Annotated in this window: 24 protein-coding genes and 1 riboswitch; of the genes, 6 read left to right on the top strand and 18 right to left on the bottom strand. The window is 48.2% G+C overall.

Going from position 1 to position 26,844, the window contains the following annotated elements:
* Positions 1-5 precede the first annotated feature (5 nt).
* The 5 genes from E0496_RS15900 to liaF form a co-directional block, all read right to left on the bottom strand.
* Positions 6-1,685 (bottom strand): S1C family serine protease, encoded by a 1,680-nt coding sequence (locus tag E0496_RS15900; protein WP_141502775.1) that lies wholly within the window; start codon positions 1,683-1,685, stop codon positions 6-8.
* 197 nt (positions 1,686-1,882) lie between these two features.
* A complete protein-coding gene (locus E0496_RS15895; RefSeq protein ID WP_141502774.1) occupies positions 1,883-2,296 on the bottom strand; it encodes a YugN family protein in 414 nt (137 codons plus the stop codon).
* Between the two features lie 77 nt (positions 2,297-2,373).
* Positions 2,374-3,039 (bottom strand): response regulator, encoded by a 666-nt coding sequence (locus E0496_RS15890; RefSeq protein ID WP_141502773.1) that lies wholly within the window; start codon positions 3,037-3,039, stop codon positions 2,374-2,376.
* A complete protein-coding gene (locus tag E0496_RS15885) occupies positions 3,032-4,066 on the bottom strand; it encodes a sensor histidine kinase (protein WP_338325859.1) in 1,035 nt (344 codons plus the stop codon). Before E0496_RS15885 ends, E0496_RS15890 begins: the two co-directional genes overlap by 8 nt.
* Before the next feature lie 9 nt (positions 4,067-4,075).
* Positions 4,076-5,095: a cell wall-active antibiotics response protein LiaF gene (liaF, locus tag E0496_RS15880; protein WP_141502771.1), complete on the bottom strand. Its 1,020-nt coding sequence runs from the start codon at positions 5,093-5,095 to the stop codon at positions 4,076-4,078.
* Between the two features lie 558 nt (positions 5,096-5,653).
* Between liaF and E0496_RS15875 the strand changes: the two genes are divergently transcribed.
* A complete protein-coding gene (locus tag E0496_RS15875; protein ID WP_141502770.1) occupies positions 5,654-6,949 on the top strand; it encodes an ammonium transporter in 1,296 nt (431 codons plus the stop codon).
* A 70-nt stretch (positions 6,950-7,019) separates the two neighbouring features.
* Here the strand turns inward: E0496_RS15875 and E0496_RS15870 are convergent, their stop codons facing one another.
* The 10 genes from E0496_RS15870 to metA form a co-directional block, all read right to left on the bottom strand.
* On the bottom strand, positions 7,020-7,403 hold the full coding sequence (locus E0496_RS15870) for a hypothetical protein (protein ID WP_139996447.1): 384 nt from the start codon (positions 7,401-7,403) through the stop codon (positions 7,020-7,022).
* Positions 7,404-7,484: 81 nt separating this feature from the next.
* Complete coding sequence (locus E0496_RS15865; RefSeq protein ID WP_141502769.1) at positions 7,485-8,882, bottom strand: methyl-accepting chemotaxis protein; 1,398 nt, start codon at positions 8,880-8,882, stop codon at positions 7,485-7,487.
* Between the two features lie 127 nt (positions 8,883-9,009).
* Positions 9,010-9,138, bottom strand: a complete 129-nt coding sequence (locus E0496_RS36885; RefSeq protein WP_277755857.1) for a hypothetical protein — start codon at positions 9,136-9,138, stop codon at positions 9,010-9,012.
* A gap of 61 nt (positions 9,139-9,199) precedes the next feature.
* Complete coding sequence (locus E0496_RS15860) at positions 9,200-9,811, bottom strand: 3D domain-containing protein (RefSeq protein ID WP_277755856.1); 612 nt, start codon at positions 9,809-9,811, stop codon at positions 9,200-9,202.
* A 60-nt stretch (positions 9,812-9,871) separates the two neighbouring features.
* Positions 9,872-11,809: a threonine--tRNA ligase gene (thrS, locus tag E0496_RS15855; RefSeq protein ID WP_141502768.1), complete on the bottom strand. Its 1,938-nt coding sequence runs from the start codon at positions 11,807-11,809 to the stop codon at positions 9,872-9,874.
* Between the two features lie 430 nt (positions 11,810-12,239).
* The gene (locus E0496_RS15850; protein ID WP_161601442.1) at positions 12,240-13,172 is read right to left on the bottom strand and encodes a putative sporulation protein YtxC; all 933 of its coding nucleotides are present in this window, start codon (positions 13,170-13,172) and stop codon (positions 12,240-12,242) included.
* Positions 13,173-13,361: 189 nt separating this feature from the next.
* Positions 13,362-14,498: a cyclic dehypoxanthinyl futalosine synthase gene (mqnC, locus tag E0496_RS15845; RefSeq protein ID WP_139996443.1), complete on the bottom strand. Its 1,137-nt coding sequence runs from the start codon at positions 14,496-14,498 to the stop codon at positions 13,362-13,364.
* Between the two features lie 166 nt (positions 14,499-14,664).
* Positions 14,665-15,837, bottom strand: coding sequence for a trans-sulfuration enzyme family protein (locus tag E0496_RS15840; RefSeq protein WP_141502766.1), 1,173 nt, complete (start codon positions 15,835-15,837; stop codon positions 14,665-14,667).
* A gap of 3 nt (positions 15,838-15,840) precedes the next feature.
* Entirely contained in the window at positions 15,841-17,004 is a 1,164-nt protein-coding gene (locus tag E0496_RS15835; RefSeq protein WP_141502765.1) for an aminotransferase class I/II-fold pyridoxal phosphate-dependent enzyme, read from the bottom strand.
* 27 nt (positions 17,005-17,031) lie between these two features.
* Entirely contained in the window at positions 17,032-17,949 is a 918-nt protein-coding gene (gene metA, locus E0496_RS15830) for a homoserine O-acetyltransferase MetA (RefSeq protein ID WP_141502764.1), read from the bottom strand.
* Between the two features lie 100 nt (positions 17,950-18,049).
* Positions 18,050-18,159, bottom strand: a riboswitch (SAM riboswitch).
* 307 nt (positions 18,160-18,466) lie between these two features.
* On the opposite strand from metA, the gene corA reads away from it, so the two are divergent.
* From corA to E0496_RS15805, 5 genes are all read left to right on the top strand, one after another.
* Positions 18,467-19,402 carry a magnesium/cobalt transporter CorA gene (gene corA / locus E0496_RS15825; protein WP_141502763.1) on the top strand — a complete coding sequence of 312 codons (936 nt, stop codon included), beginning with the start codon at positions 18,467-18,469 and terminating at the stop codon, positions 19,400-19,402.
* A 150-nt stretch (positions 19,403-19,552) separates the two neighbouring features.
* Entirely contained in the window at positions 19,553-20,455 is a 903-nt protein-coding gene (locus tag E0496_RS15820) for a LysR family transcriptional regulator (protein WP_139996438.1), read from the top strand.
* Between the two features lie 32 nt (positions 20,456-20,487).
* On the top strand, positions 20,488-21,297 hold the full coding sequence (locus E0496_RS15815; protein ID WP_141502762.1) for a histidinol-phosphatase: 810 nt from the start codon (positions 20,488-20,490) through the stop codon (positions 21,295-21,297).
* Between the two features lie 155 nt (positions 21,298-21,452).
* The gene (locus E0496_RS15810) at positions 21,453-22,298 is read left to right on the top strand and encodes a DMT family transporter (protein WP_141502761.1); all 846 of its coding nucleotides are present in this window, start codon (positions 21,453-21,455) and stop codon (positions 22,296-22,298) included.
* Between the two features lie 145 nt (positions 22,299-22,443).
* Positions 22,444-22,752: a winged helix-turn-helix transcriptional regulator gene (locus tag E0496_RS15805; protein ID WP_141502760.1), complete on the top strand. Its 309-nt coding sequence runs from the start codon at positions 22,444-22,446 to the stop codon at positions 22,750-22,752.
* Positions 22,753-23,421: 669 nt separating this feature from the next.
* Here E0496_RS15805 and sdhB read toward each other — a convergent pair.
* Genes sdhB through E0496_RS15790 form a run of 3 tightly spaced genes read right to left on the bottom strand, consistent with a single transcriptional unit; the run spans position 23,422 to position 26,642 of the window.
* Positions 23,422-24,186: a succinate dehydrogenase iron-sulfur subunit gene (gene sdhB, locus E0496_RS15800; protein ID WP_139996434.1), complete on the bottom strand. Its 765-nt coding sequence runs from the start codon at positions 24,184-24,186 to the stop codon at positions 23,422-23,424.
* Between the two features lie 2 nt (positions 24,187-24,188).
* The gene (gene sdhA, locus E0496_RS15795) at positions 24,189-25,946 is read right to left on the bottom strand and encodes a succinate dehydrogenase flavoprotein subunit (RefSeq protein WP_139996433.1); all 1,758 of its coding nucleotides are present in this window, start codon (positions 25,944-25,946) and stop codon (positions 24,189-24,191) included.
* Positions 25,947-25,970: 24 nt separating this feature from the next.
* The gene (locus tag E0496_RS15790; protein WP_139996432.1) at positions 25,971-26,642 is read right to left on the bottom strand and encodes a succinate dehydrogenase cytochrome b558 subunit; all 672 of its coding nucleotides are present in this window, start codon (positions 26,640-26,642) and stop codon (positions 25,971-25,973) included.
* Between the last annotated feature and the right edge of the window lie 202 nt (positions 26,643-26,844).

The raw sequence follows: 26,844 nt of genomic DNA, 5'->3' as shown, positions 1-26,844 counted from the left end.
ACGCCTTATCCGGCATTAAACGTATTTTTGTCGCCGATTTCAACCTCGACATTCACGGCGCTGCCTTTACGAATAACGTTTAATTGGATCTTGTCACCGACCGCTTTTTCTTTAATTCCATCAATTAACCCTTGCGTATTCGCATATTTCTTGCCATCGATGCCTGTAATGACATCAAACTGCTGCAAGCCGCCAAGATAAGCAGGTGAATTATAGTATACATTTTGAACAATCGAGCCTTCAACCTTATCCATGCCCAGCTGCTTCGCGATATCCTCGGTAACATCTCTCAGCTCAGCTCCGATGAACGGTACTGCCGGCTTAGGAATATCCTTATTGTTTTTCAAGTTCTCCAATACTTCTTGGATCGTGCTTGTCGGAATGGCAAAGCCAATGCCCTGTGCCTGCGAGCTGACCGCCGTATTAATGCCTACAACCTCGCCGTTTACATTCAGCAGCGGACCGCCCGAATTACCAGGATTGATAGAAGCATCCGTTTGCAGCAAGTGCTCGTATTTACGCTCTCCCGCCGAATCCTGAATATCGATTGGACGCTCTTTCGCGCTAAGTACGCCTACCGTTACCGTGTGGTCGAATCCGTATGGGTTACCAATCGCTACTACCCAATCGCCGATATTAATGTTATCGGAATTTCCTAGCGGAAGTGTAGGGAACGCTTTGTCTCCTGTTACTTTGAGAACAGCCAAATCCAAATCATAGCTTGAACCAAGCAATTCGGCAGTGAATGGCTCATCGTAGCCTTGAACGATGACCTTAATTTGATCCGATTCACCAATCACATGCTGATTCGTTAAGATGTAGCCGCTCGCGTCGAAGAAAAATCCGGTACCGATGCCTGATTGCTGCATTTGCCCCTGTTCGCTTTGACCGCTCTCTGGCTGCTGAGTACCTGGGTAGCTATCGCCAAAAAATTGACGGAAGAACGAGTCGTCCAGCATGCTTCCGCTATTGCTGCGCTTCGCCGTATTGACGAAAGTTTCGATCTTCACAACTGCGGGGCTTGCCGTTTCGAACAACTGCGCAATGTTATCCGGTCTTGCAGCAACCGTAGCTGCTCCCCCATTGCTAGTTGTTCCCGTTGAAGCCGCAGTTCCAGCACCGCTTCCGCTCGACTGCGAATTAGCCGTCAATGCCTGCTCCTTCGTAAACCAGTTGTTGATATCGGCCGTATACATCAGTGACCCTACAAGCAGCACACCTGCAAGAAACGAAATAAACATCGATTTAAAGGAAGTCCGTTTAGGCTCACGTACCTGCCACGGCCCCTTGGAGGATGCTGGGGATGGCGTAAACGAGCGAATTTGCGACTGCTGCGGCGCTCTTGGCGCTGGCTGAGCCGGCTCGCTGAACGAATCATCCTGTCCTTCGGGCGCTTGGCTGAAGGACGAAGAAGCAGAGCTGCCTGTATTGCCGTAAGGCTGGTCCTGAATCAGCTTAGGTCTTTCAATCTCATGATCCGACGAGGAAGAAGCACCGTTTTCCTGCGAATTGGCTTTGAACGGGCCATAAGAATAGTAGTAAGAGGGCTTAGCCGATTGGTCCGCAGCCTCCTTCGTCAGATCCGGGTCCGCTTTCACTTCGTTTCCGCTGCTTTCAGCCCCACCAAGCTCTTCATCGTTTTTGCGAAAAAAATCATCAAAGTCCTTTTTGTTCTGATCGTCCATGTTCGTTCTCCTCCTTGAATATTATTCCATCATGCTCCAATAGCCGCTCGTGCGTAGGCGCATGTTCATTTGATATAGTTCTATCATGCACATTCTACCTTAAAACAAACTTAAAAGGAATTTAAACAGAAATAAAAAAAACGTACCAAATGGAATTTTGGCACGTTTTTTTTACTCAATTATGCTTGAAAAAACGCTTAGTGAGGGAATAGCTGTTCAACCTCATTCAGCGCTTGCTTCGCTCGGTCAATCCATTGCGATTCAACCTCCGCATCTGGATTGGAGGGAGACTGGAACTGGTCAAACAATGCGCCGACCACGCGTACGGATGCCTCTGGGTCGTTGCCTTCCCGATATAAATGTTTCAGAACATAGGGCGTGCCTACCTTTATCGTAGCTTCATCGTCAGCTTCTTCATTATCAATATGACCGGCGATGACTTCAAATGGAATGCGAAGCCATACTTTATGTTCCTCATCAAGCGAGCGGTCAAAGGAACCTCCATCGTATTCCCAATTGCCGCCCAGCGTAAACTGCTGCGTCTCCAGCAGCTCCTTCATCTCCGTAAAATGTTGCTCCCGTGACTCCAGCACGGACGTGATCGGTATCATGACAGCTGCCCCTTTACACTAGCTATTAGCTATTTCTTGTTATCGCTAGTAACTAGTCTGCCCTGCCAGCATTTCCTTTATGTGCGATTCGCCCAGCCCTTGCGGTGAGCGAGGACGGCAAGCTGCGTACGATCGTCCAGCTCGCATTTCATCAATAGATTGCTCACATGGGTTTTTACCGTTTTGATGCTAATATGGAGTTCTTCGGCAATCTCTTTGTTCGATTGCCCATCCGCAATAAGCAGAAGCACTTCCTTCTCACGCTCCGTAAGTCCCTCATCACCGGATTGCGCCGTGCGCTGCCTTAGGCCTCTCGTTAACGCTTGAGATACATCGGCAGTCATGACCGGCATACCCTTGAACGCTCCGCTAATTGCATAGATAAGCTCTTCCGCAGACACGGTTTTGAGCACATAGCTGACCGCCCCCGCCTCTATTGCGCCATACACTTTGTCATCCTCCAGAAAACTGGTCAGCATGACGATTTTCATTGTCGGGAACTTCGCAACGATCGCTCTCGTCGCTTCGATCCCGTCCATCCCGGGCATCATCAGATCCATTAGTATAATTTGAGGCCGTTTCTCCTCAGGACTCTCTGCCAACAGATCGATGGCCGCTTGTCCGGTGCTTGCTTCGGCAATAACCTCAAATTTTGGCTCCAGCATTAGATAGGTGCGAAGCCCCGTTCTTACCATATCATGGTCATCCACGATCATAATTTTTATAAGTTCAGCCTCACTCATGGTTCATGCTCCCCCGCAACATTTTAGGTATCGTTACTTTCACCCTCGTCCCGCCTCCGGGCTTGCTCCATATTTCTGCCGCTCCGCCAAGCTTCTGCGCACGCTCTTGCATCGTTGAAAGTCCGTAAGAACCACGCTTGACCTCATCAGCTTTAAAGCCAACGCCATCATCCTGCAAAATCATGACGACCTGCCGTTCATTATCCGCAATTGAAAGCGTGCATCCGGATGCTCCCGCATGTTTCACAACGTTAGCCATCGCTTCCTGCACGATAAGGAAAAACTGATGCTCCATCGCCTCTGACAAATGCTCCTTCATCCGCCACTCGAGCTCTCCTTGAAGGTTGTTTTGCCGGCAATAATCCGGAAACCATTTATCGAGCGCTTCATATAATGTCCTTCCCTCCAGCTCCATAGGGCGCAGCTGCGCAATGAAATTTCTCATCTGCTTCTGTGCTAGGTTCGACATATTCACAAGCTGCTCAAGCACGGAATCCGCACGTTCGCGATCGACCTGCTGAAGCTTTGGAAGCGACGAAGCGCACATATGGATTGCAAAAAGCTGTTGGCTCACCGTGTCATGCAAATCCCTTGCAAGCCGCTTCCGCTCTTCAAGAACTGCCGCTTCATTGGAAGCGGACTCGGTCATGACATATTCCTCGCCGCGCATTTGCAGCCACTTCATCTTGTCTTCCATCTGCTCTGCCAGCTCATTGAATTCTCTATATACCTCAACAAACGAGTTATGGCCGCTCTCTGTGATTCGAACGCCAAAATTCCCATTGGAGGCCTGCTTGAGCGACAAATGCAGTGTATCAATCCGCCGCCCGATACGCTGCGCTGCCCAATAGCCAAAAGCTGCGCTCACAAGCAGGAAGACGGAGGCGGCCACCAGGCGCACTTCCGTCTTTCCTGTATCAGCGGCAAATCCATTCCAGGCCACCGCTCCGAGAAAAAATGCGGTAACCGAGGCAATGACAAACATTCCAATGAGCTCCCATTTCCCGCTCCGTAGCAATCGAACCATCATGTGAGGTCACCCTACCTTCGTGACACGAACATCACCAATAAACGTACTGACGATCAGCTTGATTTTTTTGTCCGATTCCTGATAGGAAGGCGATTGAATATTAATATTCGTGAACATGCCACCCTCTTTCTGTCCCAATATCTTCACGTCTCCGATAAACGCGCTTGAAATGACCTGCACGCCAACCTCATAATCATTTGGCACGTACACCTTCACATCTCCGATAAAAGAAGACACATTAATTTTTGTCTCGCCCGGAGATACCTGTGCTTTCGTCAGATCCAGCACCGTGTCCCCTATGAAATGTGAGATATTCAGCGGCTTCAAATCCCAGTAATCCTGGCCGATATGAATATCGCCAATAAAACCGGATCTGGTCTGCACATTCGAATCGCCATGGTTCCACCACTCGACATGCTCTTTGTGATTCCGTTTCCACTCCTGCGAGTTTTTCTTGTATTCCTGCTTATAATGATTCTTCCATTCCTTATAATCCTTCTTCTTTAAATTGATGCCCTCATAGCCGTTAGATTTCCCGCCTGCTTGCTTCTCCTCCTGATGCTGCGCGCCGACCGGTTCTTTTGTAGGGTCAGGATGCAGCGGAGGTGCCGGGGGAACTGATGCATCTTCCGCAAAAGGACGGTATGATTTCCAATCATCCTCAGGCGGCTCATACCGCTTGGATTTTGGTTTCCAGATGAGATTAATTCCGATTAAAATAACGGCCACTGGCCAAATATAAGGAACGATGTCTCCTATAGACCAAGAGAACAACTCCAGATTGCGGCCCAGAAAGACAAAACCGATCAGCAGAACGACCGCTCCCCACCAGCTTGAGCCTGAACCGTTCGATCGGTTTGAAAGCAAGCCGCGGATTCCGACTATAATAAGAATAACAGGCCAATAAGTAGAGAAAAGATCGCCAATATCAAAGGTCACATGACCTGTTTGCCTTAGCAAAAACAATAGGCCAACTGCAATGATTACCAATCCGGTGAATAACCGGCTTGCGAAATTACCGTTCATGCGGCTCCAGCTCCTTACGCTTCCATCGTCGTTTGATAATCTTAGTATACCGGACAACAGGCATGAGAAAAAGGGACGGCCGATTGAAATCCACATCGGTCTCCAGACCGAGGAACTGTTGATATTACCCAATTCAAACCTAACATACGTCATGAAACATCACGTACAGCGTTGACATTGTTTACTTGTACTATTTATAATGATGAACGGATCAAGGTGAAACGGCTGTCGCCGTCCTCTGACGGCGCAGTGCGTTTCATTCCGAGAAATATAGAGAAGGGATAGCGAAATGATATACTTTCCTATATTTCAAGCAAAAACGCCTTCGGCGTCCTTTGGACGCTCAAGGAGCTTTAACGATGAAATATAAGACTTCTTTATCGCGTGTAACATATAAAAGTCTTATATTTGAAGGTGAAACGGCTGTCGCCGTCCTCTGGCGGCGCAGCGCGTTTCATTCCGAGAAAGATAGAGATGGGATAGCGAAATGGTATTCTTTCCTATATTTTAAGAAAGCGGGTATACGCTTTCACCTAAAAAGGGACAGGGGATGAAGCAATGGACGTTAACGAACTGTCAAGAGGTCTAGATACGATCTGGGTCGTCTTGACAGCAGCCATGATCTTGCTCATGGAAGGTGGATTCGCTTTGCTTGAAGCTGGTTTTGTCAGGCAAAAAAATGCCGTCAGCATCATTATGAAGGTATTTGTGGACATCGCTTTCGGAGCACTCGTTTTTTATTTTTTTGGATTCGCACTAATGTATGGACAAGACGCCGGCGGTATCATAGGAACAACCGGCTTTCTGATAAACGGGGACCTGTCTCACATCGCATTAAATATTACGCATGAAACCTTTTGGTTATTCCAATGTGCGTTCGTTATTGCCGTTATTTCCATCGTATCCGGCGCCGTAGCTGAACGCATCAACTTTAGAGCCTATATTTTGCTCACCATCGCCATGACGGGCTTCATTTATCCGCTCGCTGGGCACTGGGTATGGTCGGCAAACGGATTTCTTGGCTCGCTCGGCATGATCGACTTTGCAGGATCGGCAGTTATTCACGGCCTAGGAGGCTTCTCCGCCCTAGCGGCTGCCATCTTCATCGGGCCGCGAATCGGCAAATTCAGCGCTGATGGCAAAGTTAATATCGTGCCTCCTTCTAATCTGCCACTGGCTTCCGTCGGCGCCTTTATCCTTTGGTTTGGCTGGTTCGGCTTCAATGCCGGCAGTACGCTTAGTGCCACCAACAGCTCAATCGGACATATCGCCATCACAACAATGCTCTCCGCCGCAGCCGGAGGGGCAACCTGTATTCTGTTCACCATGTTCCGCTACAAAAAAGCTGACCCGCCTATGGTCATTAACGGCTCTCTTGCGGGACTGGTCGGCATAACGGCCGGCTGCGCATTTGTATCCGATATTGCCGCTATTGGCATCGGTGCTATATCCGGCATCGCCATGGTTCTTGTAACCGAATGGCTGGAGAGCAAGCAAGTCGATGATCCGGTCGGAGCCTTCGCCGTCCATGGCGTCAGCGGCAGCATCGGTACACTAGCTGTCGGATTATTCGCCCTTCCTGAACTAACCGCTGACGTTGGCAAAGGCTATTACGGGCTATTTTACGGCGGCGGCTTTCAGTTGCTTGGCGTTCAGGCACTTGGACTTGTTACCGTATGCGTATGGGGCTTCTTGCTGACATGGGGCGCATTGTGGCTCATCCGCAAAGTAATGCCTGTCCGCGTCTCTAAAGATGAGGAGCTAATCGGTCTTGACGTTGGTATTCATGGTGTTCCAGCATATAGCCAGGAGCATGACTTCCTGGACATCGACCGTTTAAAAAATAGCAAATAACGCTATAACAAAAAACCGTCCATGCAGCTATGCCTGGACGGTTCTTTCATATGTGGGATGCTTACATAAATTAGTTGTTCATTTCACTAGCAAGCTCATAGGATACCGTTACGATGTCCGTCGGAGCGGACACGTTCTTAATCGAGCGGGCGCTTTCTATTTCAAGGCGCAGCGCACGAACCTTCTCCATAGGCTTTCTTACAAAATGGATATACTCTACAGCCAAGTGATGATCCGGCTTCTTGCCCGACAGCATTCTTCTTAAAGTAGACTTAGATTGATAGGCGCGTTCCTCAGCCATCCTTCTCTTCTCATAACGCTCAACCATTTGTTCAATTTCAGCAATTTCCTGCTCTTTCTTCGCTACGTAGGCATCTATAAAAGGTAAGACCTCGCCCGCTTTCCGATGATGGGCAGCAACTACAAAGCCTGAATGAATGATTGGGTCTGTCATGAGTTTTCACCTGTCTTGTCATGTTATTATTTCTTACATGTCTTATCATACAACAAACCAGGGTCATTTGAAAACTGTTTTTTATGAAATGGAAATATCTGCGCCCAAAACGCCAATAACCTTGCCGTCAGGATTATGTATTGGAACAGAGACGGTCACACAGTGCTGCTTGGTAATCGCCGATACGTAAACCTCGGATTGAAAAACCTGCCCCGACATCGCTTTTTTCCACCAATCTCTTCCCTTTGCATTCAGTAATCCAGCTTCCGGCAGCGAGAATATAAAAGATCCGTCGAGGCGATTCGACCATATTGCTTCTACGTCCACCTTGCTTATGAGCATAGAGCTTAGCTTTGATTCATGATAGCTCTCTTCCATAGATACGAAATGAGTATCGACAGCAGCTTGCTTCAGCCACTCTTGCACTGAGCTTGCATTTACTTTTACATCCTTCGCCTTATTGTTCTTCATTCCCACTTGATCAATAGCGACAGACAAATCCGTGGATGACCTCTGAAGATTTCGGCTGATTCGGTTCAAATTGCCGATCTGCTCGCGCTGAAGCTTCGTCATTTGGAGCGTACTATCCACGCTTTGCAGCGTTTCATTAACCGAATCCACTACTTCCTTGAGCATCCCTGTCGACTCGCTCATATGCTCGGTCTGCTGCTTGCTCGCCATGCTTGTCTGTTCTACAAGTCCATCTACCTCGTTAATCCTTGCAAATATGACGTCCATACGATCTTTGTTGATTGCCATCTCGGCTACTCCGCGCTCTACCGAATTTTTCTCGGCGTCCACCGCATGCACAACCTGCGTTACCCCTCGCTCGATTTGCTCCACGATGGCCGAGGAACGCTTGACCGCCTCTCCGCTCTGCTCAGCAAGCTTCTTGATCTGCTGGGCAACGACAGAGAAACCCCGTCCATATTCTCCCGCATGCGCCGCTTCAATCGAAGCATTCAAGGCAAGCAGTGAGGTTTGCGACACGATCTCCTGAATAAATTGGTTGATTTCATTAATGTGAGAGGTTTGCTCAATGAGCTGCCTGATATGCTGCTCCATCGTCTGATTGTTTTGGCTCAGCTCATTCATGACTTCGTCGGTGCTTGTCAAGGACCGACACACATCGAGCACGACTTCCTTCGTTTCCTTGCTCCTAGCATTCAGGTGAGCGGAGGTATCATTGATTTGTTCTGCGGCGGAAGCGACCTCCTGAAGGGCAGAAAAGGCCTCTTCAATGCGATTTACCGCAAGCGAGCTATTTGTTCGCAGCTTCTGCTCCTGCAAAGCGGATTGATCCGCTATTTCGGTTAAATGGCGGGTTGTTTGCTCCACCTCGTCAACCGCTGCATGGAGTTGATCGGAGATCACTACAGATTCATTCAGCAAAATTGTCATTCGAGCGTGCTCGCCGGTTTCAGATCCAGCTGCTCCGGCTTTGTTATCGCGTGAAAACCATCGGGACGTGGCACTCATGTCAGGATATTTTCCCCTCTCGCATGCGGATACAAAATTTCCCTAAATTATATCCCAGCCTTAGGCAAAAGAAAAGAGGAACCGCAAGGGTTCCTCCGTTATTTCTTTTCATTACATGGAAAAAATGTTACTTCTCAGCTTTTTGTTGAGCCGTGTTCGCCGCTTGTTTGCCAGCAGCGTTGTTTTGGTTCAATTCTTGAGCGAATTCTGCATTGTATTGATTATTTTGGGCTTTATTATTTTTGTTTTTAGCCATTGTATTCACCTCCCCGTGTCAATGATAGTATGGCATTCTTGCCGTTTATTATACGAGTATTTTACGATTCCAAATAAGTCTGCGGAATCGGTTTTCCTGCTTCAATCGCCAAATTGATCTGATTCAGCCAAGCCTGTGAAAGCTTTCCCGTACCTCTGCGAAGCACCTCTACCTGAACCGTGCGCTTGCCCCACTGCTCGTATACCTGCTTAATGGTTTCAAAATACAAATCGATTTTCTTTCCCTTTATTGCTGAGCCTGTGTCGGCCACAACGCCATATCCATATCCGGGAATATAGAGCAAGGTGCCAATCGGAAAAAGCTTCGTATCTGCCGCAATTGTAGATACCTGGTCCCTTCGCACCTTAACGCCTGAGTAGGTAATTCCGTATTGGGGGTGGCCGGGACGCTTGCCCGTCGATTCCACGCCAGCCGTGTAGCCGGTCGCTATAACCTCCACAGTATCCGGCTTCGCCTTCTTCGACATGCCGGCCGCAGAATCCATGGCATCTGTACGGTTGCCAGCAAGTACATCAATTGCTGTTTTGTCGGGTTCTGGGGATGCCGCCTCTGCCTGCGCTGGACGGCTCGCTGTATTTATGCCAAAAGCAAGTGCAATCAAAAGCAGCAAAGCAGTAATTTTTTTTCTCCTATCAAAAAAGCTTGTGACCATCGGATGACTTCCTCCTCAGAAGAATAATGCCCCGATGGCACAAGCTTTATGCGTGATCTATTATTGTTCTTTATCGGAAATTTGCTTCTTAAGCAGTTCAACCAGCTCTGCGAGCGGCATAGCTCCAAGATCGCCTTCTCCGCGTTTGCGGACCGATACCGCTTCCGCTTGCATCTCATTCTCGCCTACGACGAGCATATAAGGCGCTTTCTCCAGTTGGGCTTCACGAATCTTGTATCCCAGTTTCTCGTTGCGCAGATCGCTCTCGACGCGAATGCCGCCTAGCTGCAATTGCTCAGCCACTTTGCGAGCATAACCCTCGTATGCAGTCGAAACTGGAATAACCTTCGCTTGAACAGGAGACAGCCAAAGAGGCAAAGCGCCTGCAAAGTTCTCAAGCAAGAACGCTGTCATCCGTTCCATCGTGCTGATGATGCCGCGGTGAATGACAACAGGGCGATGCTTCTTGCCATCCTCCCCTACATACTCAAGCTCGAAGCGCTCTGGAAGCAAGAAGTCCAGTTGAGCTGTGGACAATGTCTCCTCTTTGCCAAGCGCCGTTTTAATTTGAACGTCCAGCTTCGGACCGTAAAACGCCGCCTCGCCTTCCGCTTCGAAGAACGGAAGCTCCAGTTCCTCAACAACCTCGCGCAGCATGCGCTGCGACATCTCCCACATTTCATCGTTTTGGAAATATTTCTCGGTATCCTTCGGATCACGGTAAGACAAGCGGAAACGGTATTCCTTGATGCCGAAATCCTCATAAACCTTACGGATCAAATTAACAACACGAGCGAATTCTTCTTTGATTTGATCCGGACGGCAGAAAATATGAGCGTCGTTCAGCGTCATCGCACGTACGCGGTGCAAACCAGTAAGCGCGCCTGACATTTCATAACGGTGCATGGTACCAAGCTCGGCAATCCTTACCGGCAAGTCGCGGTAACTGCGCATATCGCTCTTAAACACCATCATATGATGCGGACAGTTCATCGGACGAAGCACAAGCTCCTCGTTGTCCATAATCATTTTCGGGAACATATCCTCGCTGTAGTGCTCCCAGTGACCGGACGTTTTGTAGAGCTCGACGTTAGCCAATACTGGCGTATATACATGCTCATAGCCGAGGCTTTCCTCAAGATCAACGATATAACGCTCCATCGTTCTGCGTAGCTTTGCGCCGTTTGGCAGCCATAATGGAAGGCCTTGTCCCACTTCACGGGAGAACGTGAACATTTTCAGCTCGCGGCCAAGCTTCCGGTGATCGCGTTTCTTCGCTTCCTCCAAGAAATGGAGATGCTCATCAAGCTGTGCTTTTTTCGGGAACGCCGTTCCGTAAATCCGCTGCAGCATTTTGTTTTTGGAATCTCCACGCCAGTAAGCACCCGCTACGCTAAGCAGCTTGAAGGCTTTAATGCGGCCAGTGGACGGCAAATGCGGCCCGCGGCACAAGTCAAAAAACTCGCCCTGATCATACATCGTAATGACGGAATCCGCAGGCAGGTCACGAATAAGCTCTAGCTTCAGGTTGTCATCCAGTTCAGTAAAGATAGCCAAAGCTTCTTCACGGCTTACGATCCGGCGGCGAATATCCAAGTTTTGCTGAATGATCTTTTCCATTTCCTTCTCGATCTTAATAAGATCCTCAGGCGTCAGCGATTGTTCCATATCGATATCGTAATAGAAGCCGTCCTCGATAACGGGACCGATGCCCAGCTTCACTTTTTCATTCCCATAAATGCGCTTAATCGCTTGAGCAAGCAAGTGAGCTGTACTATGGCGGTATACCTCTAGGCCGTCCGCCGAGTCAAGTGTAACGATCTCGATAGCCGAATTGCCTTCGATCGGCGTGTATACGTCTACGACCTTACCGTCGATTTTACCGGCAATCGCGTTTTTGCGCAGGCCTGTGCTAATCGAACCCGCTACTTCTTCAATGGTTGTGCCTGCAGCATATTCTCTAACCGCGCCGTCAGGCAAAGTGATTTGAATTGTCATTTTCCTGCATCCTCCAATTTGGTTCTAATCACATCGTTAAATCATCGTTCCAAGCAAAAAAGCGCACAAAAAAAGCACACATCCCTAAAAAGGGACGAGTGCTTGTATGCTCGTGGTTCCACCCTACTTCGACTGCCACAGCATGCTTAGCATTAGTGTGCTGCAGTCCTCGTATTATCTGTTAACGGAGATTTCCGGTACAGCTTACTTTCATAGCTCCGCTCCTTCGAGAGCAAACTACAGGTTAGGCCATACAGCTTCAAAGGGGTATATCTGCAGACATTGTGGAAGGAAATTGCAGCCTTGTTTCCTCTCTCTGGACCAAACATCATGAGCAGATACATATCTTTGTCATTGCCGATTAGATTTCGTATGAAAATAATTATAGCCCCGTTCTTTCATTTGGTCAAGGATATTGACCCTCGCCAGCTCAGGGCTGTACAAGCTCATCGAGGCTGCTGCTGCAAGATGCGCACTGTACGCATACGGTTACCCTCTGATCAAAAATCGTCTCAATGGTGCGAATAACCTGCATATCCTGCTGCCTCGTATGAATCGTAATATGTTTTGGAGATACGGCAATTAACGAGCTGATGACCATATCCTCAATATTCATTTCTGTCTCCAGCATTTCTGCTACAATGCGGTCAGCCGGTGGATTAGGGTCCAACAGCTCGAAAGCATCATCGTACAGCATGAAGTCATGGCCGCCTTTATGCAGCAAATGGACCATTGGCTGCTTCGTGTCCTGCAGAAAAACAAAATATTTCAGCAAGGAGATAAACTCCTGGTATTGTTTGTCGAGCACATACTCATCGAGAGCATATTCAACAACCTCGGCCAGTTCCTTGCGGTAGGGCTCCAACCGGAAACGAATGAAGCCATTTATATTAAGCAGTGTATTTTCCTCTAAAAAAAGCTCGACCTCTGCCGACACTTTATTTTTGCGCCTTAGTCGGTCAGCGTCATGAAATTTCGCGCCTAAGCCGTCCCATTCTTTTCCGTGCAGCAAGTCATGGCAGTACCGCTCAATAGCAGCCGTCTCGCTTGTATTATGATTCTTATATTTCTTGCGAATGATGGCTGCCAGCATACCCGGTTCCAGTTCGCTAACCACAAATTCAGCAATGGCCGCAGCTGCTGCTTTATAGGTAGCCGGACCATGCGTTTTCAGCTGGAAATGCGGAAATATCGCCTGACACTGCACATCCTGCTCCGATATCGCTATCATTTCAACGACGGCTGGTTGCGCCTCATCTGAACCCATATGTAAATCAATATTCGTTTGATCGGTTAACAGCTGGATTAGTTTACCCGCTGACGCCTTCAGGCTTGCTGGCAGCGATACTGTATATAGCTCCATGAGCTCACCCCTTTCTTTCCTTATCAGTATATGGTGCCGCGTACGGGGATATACGATGAAGACATTGGAATGTAAGGGAGCTGTCCATATACAAGCATAAAGATAAAAAAACGCCTGCGGATCGTACCTTTCCATGGAAAGGAGATCTGCAGACGTATTTCATTTGCGGATTTAACGACTGAAGCGGTTCTAGTTTTGCATAACAAAATCCAGCTCTGCTTTATCGGTATCGTTGTACATCTTCAAAATGTTGTATTTCGTATCCCGCTGTGCAGGAATTTTGCCGACTTCACGGATAAGTTCAAGTATAAGTTCAATGTTTACTTTGTGCGTAGTGCCCGCAGCAGAAACGACGTTCTCCTCAATCATCGTGCTTCCGAAGTCATTGCAGCCGTAAGACAGCGACAGCTTACCCATCTCAGGGCCCATCGTTACCCATGATGATTGGAAATTCGGAATGTTATCGAGCATGATCCGGCTGGCAGCCACGATGCGCAGGTACTCCTCAGGCTTCGCTTTCTCCAGCTTCAAATTCGTATTGTCCGGCTGGAATGGCCAAGAAATAAACGCCAAGAAGCCTGTCGAATCGTATTTGTTCGCGATGCATTCATCTTGGGCATCGCGGATGCGCATCATATGTAACGCGCGCTCTTCAACCGTCTCGCCGAGGCCGTATACCATCGTCGCCGTTGTATTCATACCATGGCGATGAGCTGACTTCATGACATCCATCCAGTCAGTCCAAGAACCTTTCATCCGGCTAATCTTACGCCGAGTGCGGTCATCCAAAATTTCAGCACCGCCACCTGGCAACGAATCGAGTCCTGCCTCATGCAGCGCTTTGATCACTTCATCTAAGGAGAGCCCATCGGATACAACCTTCATTTTCTGAATTTCTGCCGGTGAGAACGAGTGCATCGTAATGTCCGGAAATTGCTGCTTAATCTTGCGAAGCAGATCTGTATAATACGTAAATGGCAAATTAGGGTTCGTACCGCCCTGCATCAAAATCTCGGTACCGCCAACGTCCACCGTCTCCTGAATTTTGCTCAAAATCGTTTCATCCGGCAGGACGTAACCTTCCTTCGAGCCCGGTGCGCGGTAAAACGCGCAAAAGCGGCAATATACATCGCACACGTTCGTATAATTCACATTCCGCCCAACGACAAACGTCGTAATTGGCTCCGGATGATGTTTTAACATAATCTGATTTGCAACATGACCCATTTTCTCAATCTGATCGGAAGCGAGCAGCTCCATGCCTTCTTCGAGCCCTATTCGCTCGCCGCGCAACGCTTTATCCAAAATATGGTCTAACGTTCCCATTCCGCAAGACCTCCTTAGTTCCATTCTAGGTAAACATTCAATGACTTTATCCTAACATAAATGAGCAGCCTAAGTCACTTGCCATATGCTGCCCTCTCGGCCTGTAATAAGGAAAAACACGGCGTGTCTGCAAGACCACCCGTGTTTTTCTTTCATTTTGTCCTAATTAGCCGCGAAGCGCCTGATCCAGATCCTCAAGCAAATCCTCAATATCTTCAAGCCCAACTGAGTAACGTACCAGCCCGTCAGTGATGCCGCGGGCATGACGCACTTCTCTCGGCATAGCGGCATGTGACATCATGGCCGGGTACGAGAGTATGCTCTCCACTGCACCCAAGCTAACCGCTACGAGTGGAATCTGAACCTTGCTAAGCAAAGACTTAGCACGCTCTCCGCTGCCCACATCAAAAGACACGACAGCACCGTAACCAAGCGACTGTTTCTCGTGGATAGCACGGCCTGGATGATTCTCCAAACCAGGATAATATACAGCTGTAACTTCCTTGTGCTCCGACAGCCACTCCGCAAGTCTGCGAGCGCTGTGTTCACTATACTCCATACGCGCCTTGAGCGTCTTCATTCCACGCATCAGCAGCCACGACTCCTGCGCGCTAAGCACAGTGCCCATTCCGTTCTGAAGCTGCTTCAGCCGCTTGCCAAGCCCTTCATCGGCTGTTACCGCAAGCCCTGCAAGTACGTCGCTATGTCCGCCAAGGAACTTCGTTGCGCTATGCAGTACGATATCTACGCCATGCTCGATCGGACGCTGGTGATATGGCGTCATGAACGTGTTATCGAGCAAAGTGAGCAAATCATGCTCTTTCGCCCAAGCAGTGGTTTCCGCTATGTTGGTGATTTTAAGTGTCGGGTTTGAAGGTGTTTCCATAAATACAGCCTTCGTATTCGGCTTAAGCGCCGCTTTGACCGCTTCAAAATCAGTCATGTCCACAAATGTGGACTCAATGCCAAGACGATCTAGAATCGAAGTCAGCAAACGATAGGTTCCGCCATACACATCCTCGGTTACGATGACATGCTCCCCAGCGGACAGCAGCAGAAACGTCGTGGATATGGCAGCCATGCCTGATGCAAATGCGAAGCCTCGTGATCCTCCTTCAAGAAGTGCAATATAATCCTCCAGCGCTTGGCGAGTAGGGTTGCCAGAGCGGCTGTAATCATATTGCGGCGGATTAAAAATATCATGGTGATGGAACGTTGAAGCCTGGTATATTGGAACGCTTGAAGCGCCTGTATGTTCATCGATTTCAGCACCAAAGTGAATCAGTTTAGTCGCAAAGCGGCGATCTTGCGGAGCAATTTTGTCGTTATCGTGACCCATCGTTTACAGTACCTCCCCAATCTCTTGTTTGGCTGCTTCCAGCGCTTGCGCCAAATCATGAATTAAATCGTCGGCATGCTCGATGCCGACAGAGAAACGAAGCAAGCGGTCATCTACGCCAATCGCCTGACGGATTTCAATCGGAATGTCCGCATGAGTTTGGACAGCCGGGTAAGTCATCAAGGATTCCACGCCGCCTAGGCTCTCTGCGAAAGCGATAAGCTTAATATGGCGTAGAATAGGCTCTACATAACGTGAGTCCTTCAAACGGAAGGAGAAAATGCCCGTATTGCCGGACGACTGCTTGCTTTGGATATCATGGCCCGGATGATGCGGAAGCGCTGGGTAATAAACATCCTCGACAGCTGGGTGCTCCAGCAAATAAGTAGCAATCGCAGTAGCGTTATGCTGATGACGCTCCATGCGCAGAGCCAGTGTTTTCATCCCTCTCATAAGTAGCCATGAATCCTGAGGTCCTAGCACCGCTCCGATCGAGTTGTGCAGAAACGCCATTTCGTCAGACAATTCTTTGCCTTTAGTTACGATCAAACCTGCCAGCACATCATTGTGACCACCCAAATATTTAGTGGCGCTATGAATGATGATATCTGCTCCAAGCTCGATAGGACGCTGGAAAAATGGCGTCAGAAGCGTATTGTCAACAATCGTTAGCAAGCCTTTTGATTTTGCCCATGCCGCTACCCGTTCGATATCGGTAATCATCATAAGTGGGTTGGTTGGCGTTTCGATAAGTACCGCCTTGGTATTAGGTGTCCATAATGTGGACATGGCATCAATGTCATTGGTATCTACATAAGAAGCCGTAACGCCAAATCTGGACATGATCCGCTCCAACAAACGATAAGTGCCTCCATATAGGTCAAGCGACACAATCAAATGATCGCCTTGGCTAAACAGAGCGAAAATCGTTTGCAGGGCTGCCATGCCGGAGCTACAGGCAAACGCTGCATCGCCAGCCTCCAATTGGGCTGCCGCCTCTTCAAGTACAGCTCTTGTCGGACTTTTTGTACGCGCATAGTCAAATCCCGTGCTCTCTCCAAGCTTGGGATGGCGGAATGCGGTAGCTTGATATATTGGAAAACTTACTGCCCCGGTTACAGGCTCTTTAATAGATCCGATTTGAGCTAAATGGCTTTCAATTTTCATGGTTAAATCGCACTCCCTCGTCTATGGTTAGATGCCTGCGCCCAAATCAAACGGCGTTTGTTGATATACGTAGTAGTTAAGCCAATTCGAAAACAGCAAATTCGCATGGGCACGCCAAGTGGACAGCGGTGCGCCAGCCGGGTTATCGCCTGGAAAATAGTTTTTTGGCACTGCGATTTCAAGCCCTTTAGCCCGGTCGCGGTCATATTCGTACTTTAGCGAGGTTGGGTCATACTCGGAATGGCCGGTGACAAAGATCTGCCGACCATCCTTTGATGCAACAATGTACACGCCTGAATCCGAAGACTCTGATAAAATATCCAGCTCCTCAACCGTTTCAATATCCTCACGTCGCACTTCCGTGTGACGTGACTGCGGTACAAAAAACATTTCATCGAAGCCGCGCAGCAAGTTCACGTTGCGCTTCTCGATCGTATGAGGATAAACCCCAAACATTTTGTCATCCAAATTATATTTAGGAACATTGTAGTGGTGGTATAGGCCAGCTTGCGCTGCCCAACAGATATGGAAGGTTGAGGTTACGCGCCTTGTGCTCCAGTCCATGATTTCCTTGAGCTCTTCCCAATAGTTGACCTGATCAAACGGCATATGCTCAACCGGGGCGCCCGTAATAATGAGCCCGTCATAATACTCATGCGAAATTTCATCGAACGTTTTGTAAAAGGATTCCAAATGGTCGGCCGATGTATTTTTGGACGTATGCGTTCTAGGATGCAGCAATACAACCTCAACTTGCAGCGGCGTGTTCCCAATCAGCCTAAGCAGCTGCGTCTCTGTGGTTTCCTTTGTAGGCATTAAATTAAGAATCGCAATGCGGAGCGGCCGGATATCCTGCTGATAAGCGACGCTCTCATCCATGACGAAAATGTTCTCGTGATTTAAAATTTCTTTGGCCGGAAGGTTGTCGGGTACTTTAATTGGCATGATTTTCACTCCTCTTTAGGCAGTATGACCGCTTGAACATGAAAAAGACCCTTTCTGCTGTGAGAAAAGGTCGTATGCTCAGTAAATAAGCCATCCGCCTCTCTCATCTCTCAGAAACATAAATGTCTCCGCAAGAATTAGCACCGTGCGTATAATACGCCGGTTGCCGGGCTTCATCGGGCTAGTCCCTCCGCCTGCTCTTGATAAGAAAGTAGTCTATTCAATTTTTCGCGGTTACATTTCAATTCCACTTTAATGCATTCTGTCAAGCGCGTCAAGAAGTTCATTTGCATAAGCTAAAGAAATAGCCGATAATTCGCAGTTTTTTTGCTTGAATGTAAAGCTGGTGCAGGAGTATACTAGACAAGAATTATGACGACAAATTCCACGAATAAGGGGTGCAAACGGACATGGAAGGCGACAGACCTAAGCCTGAAAACAGTCGAATACGGTTACTGCCGGCCAAGTCCAATTCAGCCGGCAGTTTCCTCTAATTGAAATTAAGGAGTGACTCCGGATGAAAATACGTCTCGTTAGCAATGGAATTTTTACTACAATTGATGATATTAATGAAACGCTTGTCCCGTCGAAAGAAGGTTTCTACTGGATAGATGCCGATGTCGAGGACCTAGCGGTACTGCAACCGCTGTTCAGCATGCATGACTTAGCTGTTGAGGATTGCCTTAGCGAAGAGGAGCAGCGACCAAAGATTGAAATTTATGAAAGCCATTATTTTATCGTTATTAACAGCATCCGCTTCGATGATGAAGAGATTTTTCTCAGGGCGCTGAACATTTTTCTCGGCCGCCACTTTATTATAACCGTTACAAAGCAAAAAATTAACGAGCTGCGCTCCCTCAAGCCCGTTCTGTGGGAACAGGAAGTCAGCCGTCCCGATTATTTCCTTTATCACCTCGTCGACATCGTCGTGGATAATTACTTCCTCGTCGGTGACCGAATCGACAACCGTATTGAAGCGCTTGAAGAGGACATATTGATGCACACCAAGAAGTCACATTTGAATGAAATTATCGGTTTGCGCGGGGAAATTCTCTGGCTCAAGAAAGTGCTCGGCCCGCAGCGCGATGTCATTGCAACGCTTAATAAAAAGGATTTAAAGCTGATCGACGATCAGCTCCAAAAATATTTCAGCGATATTTACGAAAATGCTTTGAAAATCGCCGAGTCCTTCGATACGTACCGCGATCTGATGGGCAACTTGCGCGAGGCCTACCAATCCAGCGTATCCAACCGTGCGAATGAAATCATGCGCGTGTTTACCGCAATTACGACGATTTTTATGCCGCTCACCTTTATTACCGGCATCTATGGGATGAACTTCGACTTTATTCCAGGCTTGCATCTGCGGCTGGGGTCTTATATTTTGCTCGGCATCATGCTGCTGCTCGGCATAAGCATGTTCATTATTTTCCGCAAGAAGGAATGGCTGTAGCTGCCTGCTCCGAATAGCGCTTGTAGGGCTGCACCTGCTTGGCATCATGCCTAAAGCGGAGGCGGCCCTTTTTTTGCTGAACCAAGGGCTATCCATTATAATAGTATCATAAGCATTTGAGCATTATGTATCTTTGAGAGGGGGATTGACGTGAACATCAGCCAGCTTGAAACACTCCAAACGATATCCAAGACGATGAGTTTCCGAAAAGCCGGCGAGCTTCTCAACCTGACCCAGCCTGCTGTATCGGCACAAATCAAAAGTCTGGAGGATGAGTTCAAGACGGTCCTTATCGATCGTAATCAACCAGTCACTTTAACCGACCACGGACAAGTTTTTCTGGAGCACGCAGAGCAAATCCTTAACATTGTTGAGGAATTAAAGCATAAGCTGTCCGATTTGAACCTAACACCGCAAGGTCATATATTGCTTGGCACAACATCCTCCATCGCCATTCAAATTTTGCCCCGCGTCATGTCTTATTTTCAAAACCAATTTCCATTAATCAAAACAACGATACATTCCATGCCCTCATCCCAAGTCATGGCCAGCGTTGAGAATGGATCGGTCGATATCGGCATTACCTACCTAACTGAAAAAAACCCGAATGTCACCTCCTCTGTTCTTTACTACGATACGTTCGAGCTTGTTGTCCCGCCTTCTCACCATATGAGCCGGCTTACGCATACAACCGTCGATACGCTCAAGGACATCCCAATGATCATGCTCGCTCCCGATACGCTTGGACGCAAGTTCGTCGATAAAATATTCCGTAAGTACAATATACAGCCGAATATTGTGATGGAGGTATCCAGCAGCGAGGAAGTCAAACGCATGGTCGAAATCAATTTGGGCGCCGCCGTCGTGTCCAAGCTTTCTATCGCTAACGAGCTTCGAATGGGCACACTGAAAATGATCAAAGTAAACGAATTGGAAACTAGCCATCCGGTGGGTGTTGTCTATAAATCTGGGCGATACATCAATACGGCGCTGCAGCAATTTCTAAGCGATCTTAAAGGCATGCCTGAGCATCACTTCATCAGCAGTGAATAAGACAATCTAGAGAGAGAAAAGGAGAGATTACGATGAAATTCGATTTGCACACCCATCATCTCAGATGCGGCCATGCCGACGGAAATATTGAGGACTACATACTTGCCGGGCTTGATGCCGGCCTTCAGGTGATTGGCATATCCGACCACTCGCCTTATTTTTATCACGATGAGGATCAGCCGTCTCCGGGAATTGCCATGGCCAGAAGCGACTTTGCCAACTACGTCAATGAAGTGCTTCGCTTGAAGGAAAAATATGCAGGCAAAATCGAAGTGCTGCTTGGCATGGAGTCCGATTTTTTCCCTGAACATTTGGACAGCTACCGCAAAGCCTACGACGGTGTTCCGTTCGATTATCTGATCGGTTCGGTCCATCAGGTTGGCGGGGTCAGCATATTCAACCGTAACCGCTGGAAGGGATTAGACGAAGCACAGCATGTAAGCGTGAAGCAAAGCTACTACGAGCTAATTAAACAATCCGCGCGCAGCGGCATGTTCGAAATTTTAGGACATATCGATGCCATGAAAGGATACTATCCTGCATTCTCTGATATCCCAGCAGACTCGGATATTGACGAAACGCTTAAGGTCATTGCTGAAACTGGCGTTGCGATCGAGATCAATACGTCCGGCAGTACCAAATACGTCGGAGGCTGGTATCCTTCGGATGCGATTTTGGAGCGTGCTTTATTCTTTGGGGTAAATGTAACGTTCGGTTCGGATGCTCACCTGCCAAGCCGGGTCGGGGATGATTGGGAACGGGTACAGCAAAGGTTGAAGGAGATCGGCTTTAAGCAATGGGTGTTTTACCGCAAGCGCCAGCCGGTAGTGATATCGTTATAGGCGAGTATCTGGACAAAAAAAGTGGACCTGCACGCTGCAGGTCCCAAAAGATATATTAAAAAAGGGGGTCTTGTTTATTATAATAGCCCAATAATGTGATGAGAGGATAACAGAACTATTTCATTTGTGTAACAAATTTGAGGGGATGAACATCCATGTGGCTCATAACAGCCATCAGCAGCGCTTTTTTGTTCGGACTGGCCGGCTGGTGGATGAAAGTATCCCAAATGCGCGGCGGTTCAACACGAACTCTCCTCCTTGGATTATACGCATCCGGTACGCTTGGTTTTGGCGTACATGCAGCGCTTGAGGGAACAATCGGTATGCTTGGCAATCCGAAGGTGTGGATCGCAGGCATGATTATCGGAGCTGGATCTGCTTGGGGCAATGCTTTATTTATGAAGGCTTTGCATTTTGGCCCTGCCAGCTTAACATCTCCGCTTACCAATATGAATATCATATTAGTGATTGCACTGGCGACATGGTGGTACAGGGAACCTCTCAGCGCATATGAAGCGGTCGGTATCACATTCCTCCTGCTTGCTGTTGTATTTATCGCCCATAAGAGGAAAGAACCGCTCACAATTACGGAGAAACGCTGGTTCCTTCTTGTAGGAGTGGCAATTGTCATGTTCGCCCTTCGCAATGGCGGTCTGAAAGTAACCGAAGAACTCGGCATGCCAAGCGCCCCGATTTTATTTATTGCCTATGCCCTTTCGCTCGGCTGGTTCCTGAACCCATCCAAAACCAAGGCTGAGAAGTCCGCGCAGCGAACCGGCCTAAGGCTCGGCATTATTGCGGGACTGTTCTCCTACGGCGGCTTGCAGCTTTATGCGGTAGCTCTAGCTACCGGGCAAGCGAATTTGGCTGCGCCGATCTTCGCAACGAACAGCCTTGTTGTAGCCGCAGGCGCTATTGTTTTTTACAAGGAGAAGCTTACTGGCTTGCAATGGACAGCCTTTGCTTGCACCCTTGCCGGTTTGATTATCATTCGTTTATAGCGATTACAATCAACAACCGCAACGAATCTAACTTTTATATAGTAAATATATATTTTTCAAAAAATACACGTATTCCCACTGTTATGAACTTACTTTTAGTTCGTTCATATGCTACAATAGGATTACAAAAAGCGGGGTGATACGGTTGGATTATTCGACAATGTGCCCAAAGTATGAAGCCGCAGCCGACATATTAGGTAAAAAGTGGACGGGCAGAATTATTCGGGTATTGCTTGGAGGACCGAAGAGGTTCAAAGAGATCAAGGAACAAATTCCCGAAATGAGCGACAAAATGCTAACGGACCGGATGAAAGAACTGGAATCAATTACGATTATTAAACGTCAGGTTTACCCTGAGATGCCCGTACGTATTGAGTACGAATTGACTGGCAAAGGACGGGAGCTAGAGCCTGTCATCGAGTCCATTCAAAAATGGGGCGAACACTGGATGTAAAATGAGAAACCGCTGAGGCGGTTTTTTTATTTTCTCCTTTTGCTGAATGGTCTTCCCCCTTACCTTCACCCTCCCCCTCACTCTCCCCCACTTAGCCAGGTTATGTTGTACACACGCAGGATAGGAGCCGCTTCTTCACCAGATTCTGCTGCTATGTTGCATACTATGCAGCATAGATCACCTTCACCTTGCCCCTTATTCTCCCTACTAAGCCAGGCTATGTTGTACACACGCAGGATAGGAGCCGCTTTTTCACCAGATTCTGCTGCTATGTTGTATTCCATACAATATAGATGACCATGTCGATACTCTCAGGCGCTTTATTGACGCATTCTACTGCAAACGTGCAGGATATCATCATCCCTTCACACTCAACAGTGGATTGTTATTGCATATGTACAGCATAGCCTCGATATAGCCTCGCTACTGCATGTTTGATTTGTACGATCAGAGGTATATTTATGCTGAATGCTATGATTCGCTTCATTCAATCTCTATGCCAGAAACCATATCCTATCTCATGTCTCCGAGCAAACATTTTTATCATTAGCGCTTAAAGCCCAATTGACAAAGGAATGCCCATCCACTATCATTGATAATAATAATCAATATCACAAAATAAAAAAAGAAACCCCCGAACAAGTCGAGGGTTTTGAAGCTGGCTTAGCACTACATGCCGAGCCATTTTTTGAATAAATGCTTAGTCGTATCCTTGTTGATTGCAGCAATTGAAGTCGTAAGCGGAATGCCTTTCGGACATGCACGAACACAGTTCTGCGAGTTGCCGCAGCCTTCAATGCCTCCATCAGTCATGAGTGCATCCAGACGTTCTTCTTTGTTCATCTCGCCCGTAGGGTGCGCATTGAACAAACGAACCTGGGATATCGCTGCAGGGCCGATAAAGCTGTTGCGGTCATTGACGTTCGGGCAAGCCTCAAGGCAAACGCCGCAAGTCATGCATTTGGAAAGCTCGTACGCCCACTGACGCTTCGTCTCAGCCATCCGCGGTCCAGGTCCAAGGTCATACGTACCATCGATCGGAATCCATGCTTTAACGCGCTTCAGTGCGCCGAACATGCGCTCACGGTTAATGACAAGGTCACGAACCACCGGGAACGTGCTCATTGGCTCTAGGCGAATCGGCTGCTCCAGCTTATCGATCAACGCGCTGCACGCTTGACGCGGCTTGCCGTTAATGACCATCGAACATGCGCCGCATACTTCTTCCAAGCAGTTGGAATCCCAGCATACTGGTGCTGTGCTCGCGCCGTCAGCCTTCTTCGGATTACGCTGAATTTCCATCAAGCCGCTGATTACGTTCATATTCGCGCGGTAAGGAACTTCAAACTCTTCCGTATAAGGTTTGGAATCAGGAGTATCTTGACGTGTGATGATAAACTTAACCGATTTTGTAGCTACAGTCGTTTCAGCCATCATTATTCTCCTTTCTTCTTGTCGCTCGAGTAATCGCGTTTACGAGGCTTGATCAAGCTTACGTCGATATCCTCGTAAGAAATTTGCGGACCTTCTTTCGTCCATTTCGCAATCGTCGATTTCATAAAATGATCGTCGTCACGGTCCGGGAAGTCCGGTTTATAGTGGGCTCCGCGGCTCTCGTTGCGAAGCAATCCGCCAAGCGTCATCGCTTCCGAAAGCTCAAGCATATTCCAAAGCTGGCGCGTGAATGCCACGCTGGCATTGTTCCATTGCGCGGAATCGTTAATGTTGATTTTCGCATAACGCTGCTTAAGCTCTTTGATCTTGTGGATCGTTTGCTCCAGCTTGTCGTTAAAGCGTACAACGGTCATGTTGTTCGTCATCCATTCACCAAGCTCTTTGTGAATGACATACGCGTTCTCGTTGCCGTTCATGTTGATGATGCTGTTGTACTTGTCCGTTTGACGCTTGTTCTCGCGGTCGAATACAGAGGAAGCAACGTCTTCTGCCGATTTCTTCAAGCCTTTAATGTATTCAACGGCTTTCGGTCCAGCGACCATGCCGCCGTAAATAGCGGACAGCAAGGAGTTCGCGCCTAGACGGTTAGCTCCATGGTATTGGTACTCACACTCACCGGCTGCAAACAGACCAGGAATGTTCGTCATTTGATTGTAATCGACCCACATGCCGCCCATGGAATAATGGACCGCTGGGAAGATTTTCATTGGAATCTTGCGCGGGTCGTCGCCCATGAACTTCTCGTAAATTTCAATGATACCGCCAAGCTTAACATCAAGCTCTTTTGGATCTTTATGAGATAGATCAAGGTAAACCATGTTTTCTTGGTTGATGCCGAGCTTCTGATCGACGCACACGCTGAAGATTTCGCGCGTTGCAATGTCACGCGGAACCAAGTTTCCGTAAGCCGGGTATTTTTCCTCAAGGAAGTACCATGGCTTGCCGTCTTTGTATGTCCAGATCCTGCCGCCTTCACCACGAGCCGATTCAGACATCAAGCGCAATTTGTCATCGCCTGGAATCGCCGTCGGGTGAATCTGGATAAACTCGCCATTCGCATAGTTTACGCCTTGTTGGTACACCGCACTAGCTGCAGTTCCCGTATTGATAACCGAGTTTGTTGTTTTTCCGAAAATAATGCCAGGACCGCCTGATGCAAGGATAACCGCATCGGCACGAATCGTGTGTACTTCCATCGTGCGCAAATCCTGCGCCGAAACGCCGCGGCAAATGCCGTCATCGTCAACAACAGCGCCAAGGAATTCCCAGTGCTCGTATTTGTTGACTAGTCCTGCAGCTTCCCACCGACGAACTTGCTCATCGAGTGCATACAGCAATTGTTGGCCAGTCGTTGCGCCCGCGAATGCTGTGCGGGAATGCTTCGTGCCGCCAAAGCGACGGAAGTCGAGCAAGCCTTCAGATGTACGGCTGAACATAACGCCCATGCGGTCCATCAAGTGAATGATGCCAGGTGCCGCATCGCACATTGCTTTTACCGGAGGCTGATTTGCTAGGAAATCCCCGCCGTATACCGTATCGTCAAAATGCTCCCATGGAGAATCGCCTTCACCTTTCGTGTTTACAGCGCCATTAATGCCGCCCTGCGCACATACCGAGTGGGAACGTTTGACTGGTACCAGTGAAAAGAGATCAACGTGTACGCCAGCTTCTGCAGCTTTGATGGTCGCCATCAAGCCGGCCAGACCGCCGCCAACGATGATAATTTTATTTTTAGCCATAACGCTTCGCTCCTTGTCTACAAACTAACCGATATTCGTGAGTGTCAATACCGCACTTGCAGCTTCCTTGAATTCATCGCCTCTAAACGCAACCAGCGAAAGAATGAACAGCGCGGAAACGATAACAAAAATGCCCATGCAAATGTAAGAAGAAATACGCTGAGCTTTAGGGCCGATCGTAATGCCCCAGCTAATCAGGAATGCCCATAGGCCGTTGCTGAAGTGGAACACAGCAGCAAGCACGCCGATGACATAAAGAACGAAATAAGTAGGGTTGCTGGCGATTAGGTTCATCGTTGACCCGAGCTCTTCATGTGTGATGTGTCCCAGATAAACTTGAATCCTAGTTTGGTATACGTGCCAGAATACGAAGACAAAGGTAAGTACCCCTGTTACGCGCTGCGCGGTAAACGCCCAGTTCCGTCCGTATTTGAAGCGTCCCGTATTCGTGTTCGATTGGTAAGCGACGTACAAGCCGTAAATACCATGAAACAATAGCGGGAGGTAAATGCCGAAAATCTCGAGCAGCGGGATCACGGGCAAGCTGTTGATAAAATGTACACCGTTGCTAAAGCCTTCCGGTCCGCGTTCAAACGCCTGGTAGTTGGTCAGTCCATGCACGACGATAAAGCCGCCGAGCGGAATGATTCCGAGCAGCGAGTGAAGCTTGCGCGAGAAATACGAGTTTCCTTTCATGTCATTCCTTCTCCTTTCAAAACTGTGAGTGCTAACATGCTTCATTTTAAAATATAAGAATGTATCGGTTATCCTGTATACATTGCTTATATTTCAGCGCAAAACGAACGCTATACCGCCAATGGCATTACATAGCAGTTTACGCTTGGCAAATCATTCTACATTGTAACCCCAGCATGTACCCCCGTCAACAAAAGTCGAC

The sequence above is a fragment of the Paenibacillus luteus genome, from assembly GCF_006542765.1.
Taxonomy (GTDB): Bacteria; Bacillota; Bacilli; order Paenibacillales; family Paenibacillaceae; genus Pristimantibacillus; species Pristimantibacillus luteus.
Note: the sequence above shows the minus strand (reverse complement) of the source record. Positions and strands in the feature narration are given on the sequence as shown.

What these genes read in the sequence shown, in the direction of transcription:
- E0496_RS15790 (WP_139996432.1), bottom strand. Translation starts at nt 26,642, where the DNA reads ATGAAAGGAAACTCGTATTTCTCGCGCAAGCTTCACTCGCTGCTCGGA.
- E0496_RS15890 (WP_141502773.1), bottom strand. Translation starts at nt 3,039, where the DNA reads ATGAGTGAGGCTGAACTTATAAAAATTATGATCGTGGATGACCATGAT.
- E0496_RS15860 (WP_277755856.1), bottom strand. Translation starts at nt 9,811, where the DNA reads ATGGTCACAAGCTTTTTTGATAGGAGAAAAAAAATTACTGCTTTGCTG.
- mqnC (WP_139996443.1), bottom strand. Translation starts at nt 14,498, where the DNA reads ATGGGAACGTTAGACCATATTTTGGATAAAGCGTTGCGCGGCGAGCGA.
- metA (WP_141502764.1), bottom strand. Translation starts at nt 17,949, where the DNA reads ATGCCAATTAAAGTACCCGACAACCTTCCGGCCAAAGAAATTTTAAAT.
- E0496_RS36885 (WP_277755857.1), bottom strand. Translation starts at nt 9,138, where the DNA reads ATGGCTAAAAACAAAAATAATAAAGCCCAAAATAATCAATACAATGCA.
- sdhA (WP_139996433.1), bottom strand. Translation starts at nt 25,946, where the DNA reads ATGGCTAAAAATAAAATTATCATCGTTGGCGGCGGTCTGGCCGGCTTG.
- E0496_RS15895 (WP_141502774.1), bottom strand. Translation starts at nt 2,296, where the DNA reads ATGATACCGATCACGTCCGTGCTGGAGTCACGGGAGCAACATTTTACG.
- E0496_RS15835 (WP_141502765.1), bottom strand. Translation starts at nt 17,004, where the DNA reads ATGAAAATTGAAAGCCATTTAGCTCAAATCGGATCTATTAAAGAGCCT.
- E0496_RS15815 (WP_141502762.1), top strand. Translation starts at nt 20,488, where the DNA reads ATGAAATTCGATTTGCACACCCATCATCTCAGATGCGGCCATGCCGAC.
- E0496_RS15865 (WP_141502769.1), bottom strand. Translation starts at nt 8,882, where the DNA reads ATGAGTGCCACGTCCCGATGGTTTTCACGCGATAACAAAGCCGGAGCA.
- corA (WP_141502763.1), top strand. Translation starts at nt 18,467, where the DNA reads ATGAAAATACGTCTCGTTAGCAATGGAATTTTTACTACAATTGATGAT.
- liaF (WP_141502771.1), bottom strand. Translation starts at nt 5,095, where the DNA reads ATGAACGGTAATTTCGCAAGCCGGTTATTCACCGGATTGGTAATCATT.
- E0496_RS15810 (WP_141502761.1), top strand. Translation starts at nt 21,453, where the DNA reads ATGTGGCTCATAACAGCCATCAGCAGCGCTTTTTTGTTCGGACTGGCC.
- E0496_RS15900 (WP_141502775.1), bottom strand. Translation starts at nt 1,685, where the DNA reads ATGGACGATCAGAACAAAAAGGACTTTGATGATTTTTTTCGCAAAAAC.
- E0496_RS15885 (WP_338325859.1), bottom strand. Translation starts at nt 4,066, where the DNA reads ATGGTTCGATTGCTACGGAGCGGGAAATGGGAGCTCATTGGAATGTTT.
- E0496_RS15870 (WP_139996447.1), bottom strand. Translation starts at nt 7,403, where the DNA reads ATGACAGACCCAATCATTCATTCAGGCTTTGTAGTTGCTGCCCATCAT.
- E0496_RS15840 (WP_141502766.1), bottom strand. Translation starts at nt 15,837, where the DNA reads ATGGGTCACGATAACGACAAAATTGCTCCGCAAGATCGCCGCTTTGCG.
- sdhB (WP_139996434.1), bottom strand. Translation starts at nt 24,186, where the DNA reads ATGGCTGAAACGACTGTAGCTACAAAATCGGTTAAGTTTATCATCACA.
- E0496_RS15875 (WP_141502770.1), top strand. Translation starts at nt 5,654, where the DNA reads ATGGACGTTAACGAACTGTCAAGAGGTCTAGATACGATCTGGGTCGTC.
- thrS (WP_141502768.1), bottom strand. Translation starts at nt 11,809, where the DNA reads ATGACAATTCAAATCACTTTGCCTGACGGCGCGGTTAGAGAATATGCT.
- E0496_RS15850 (WP_161601442.1), bottom strand. Translation starts at nt 13,172, where the DNA reads ATGGAGCTATATACAGTATCGCTGCCAGCAAGCCTGAAGGCGTCAGCG.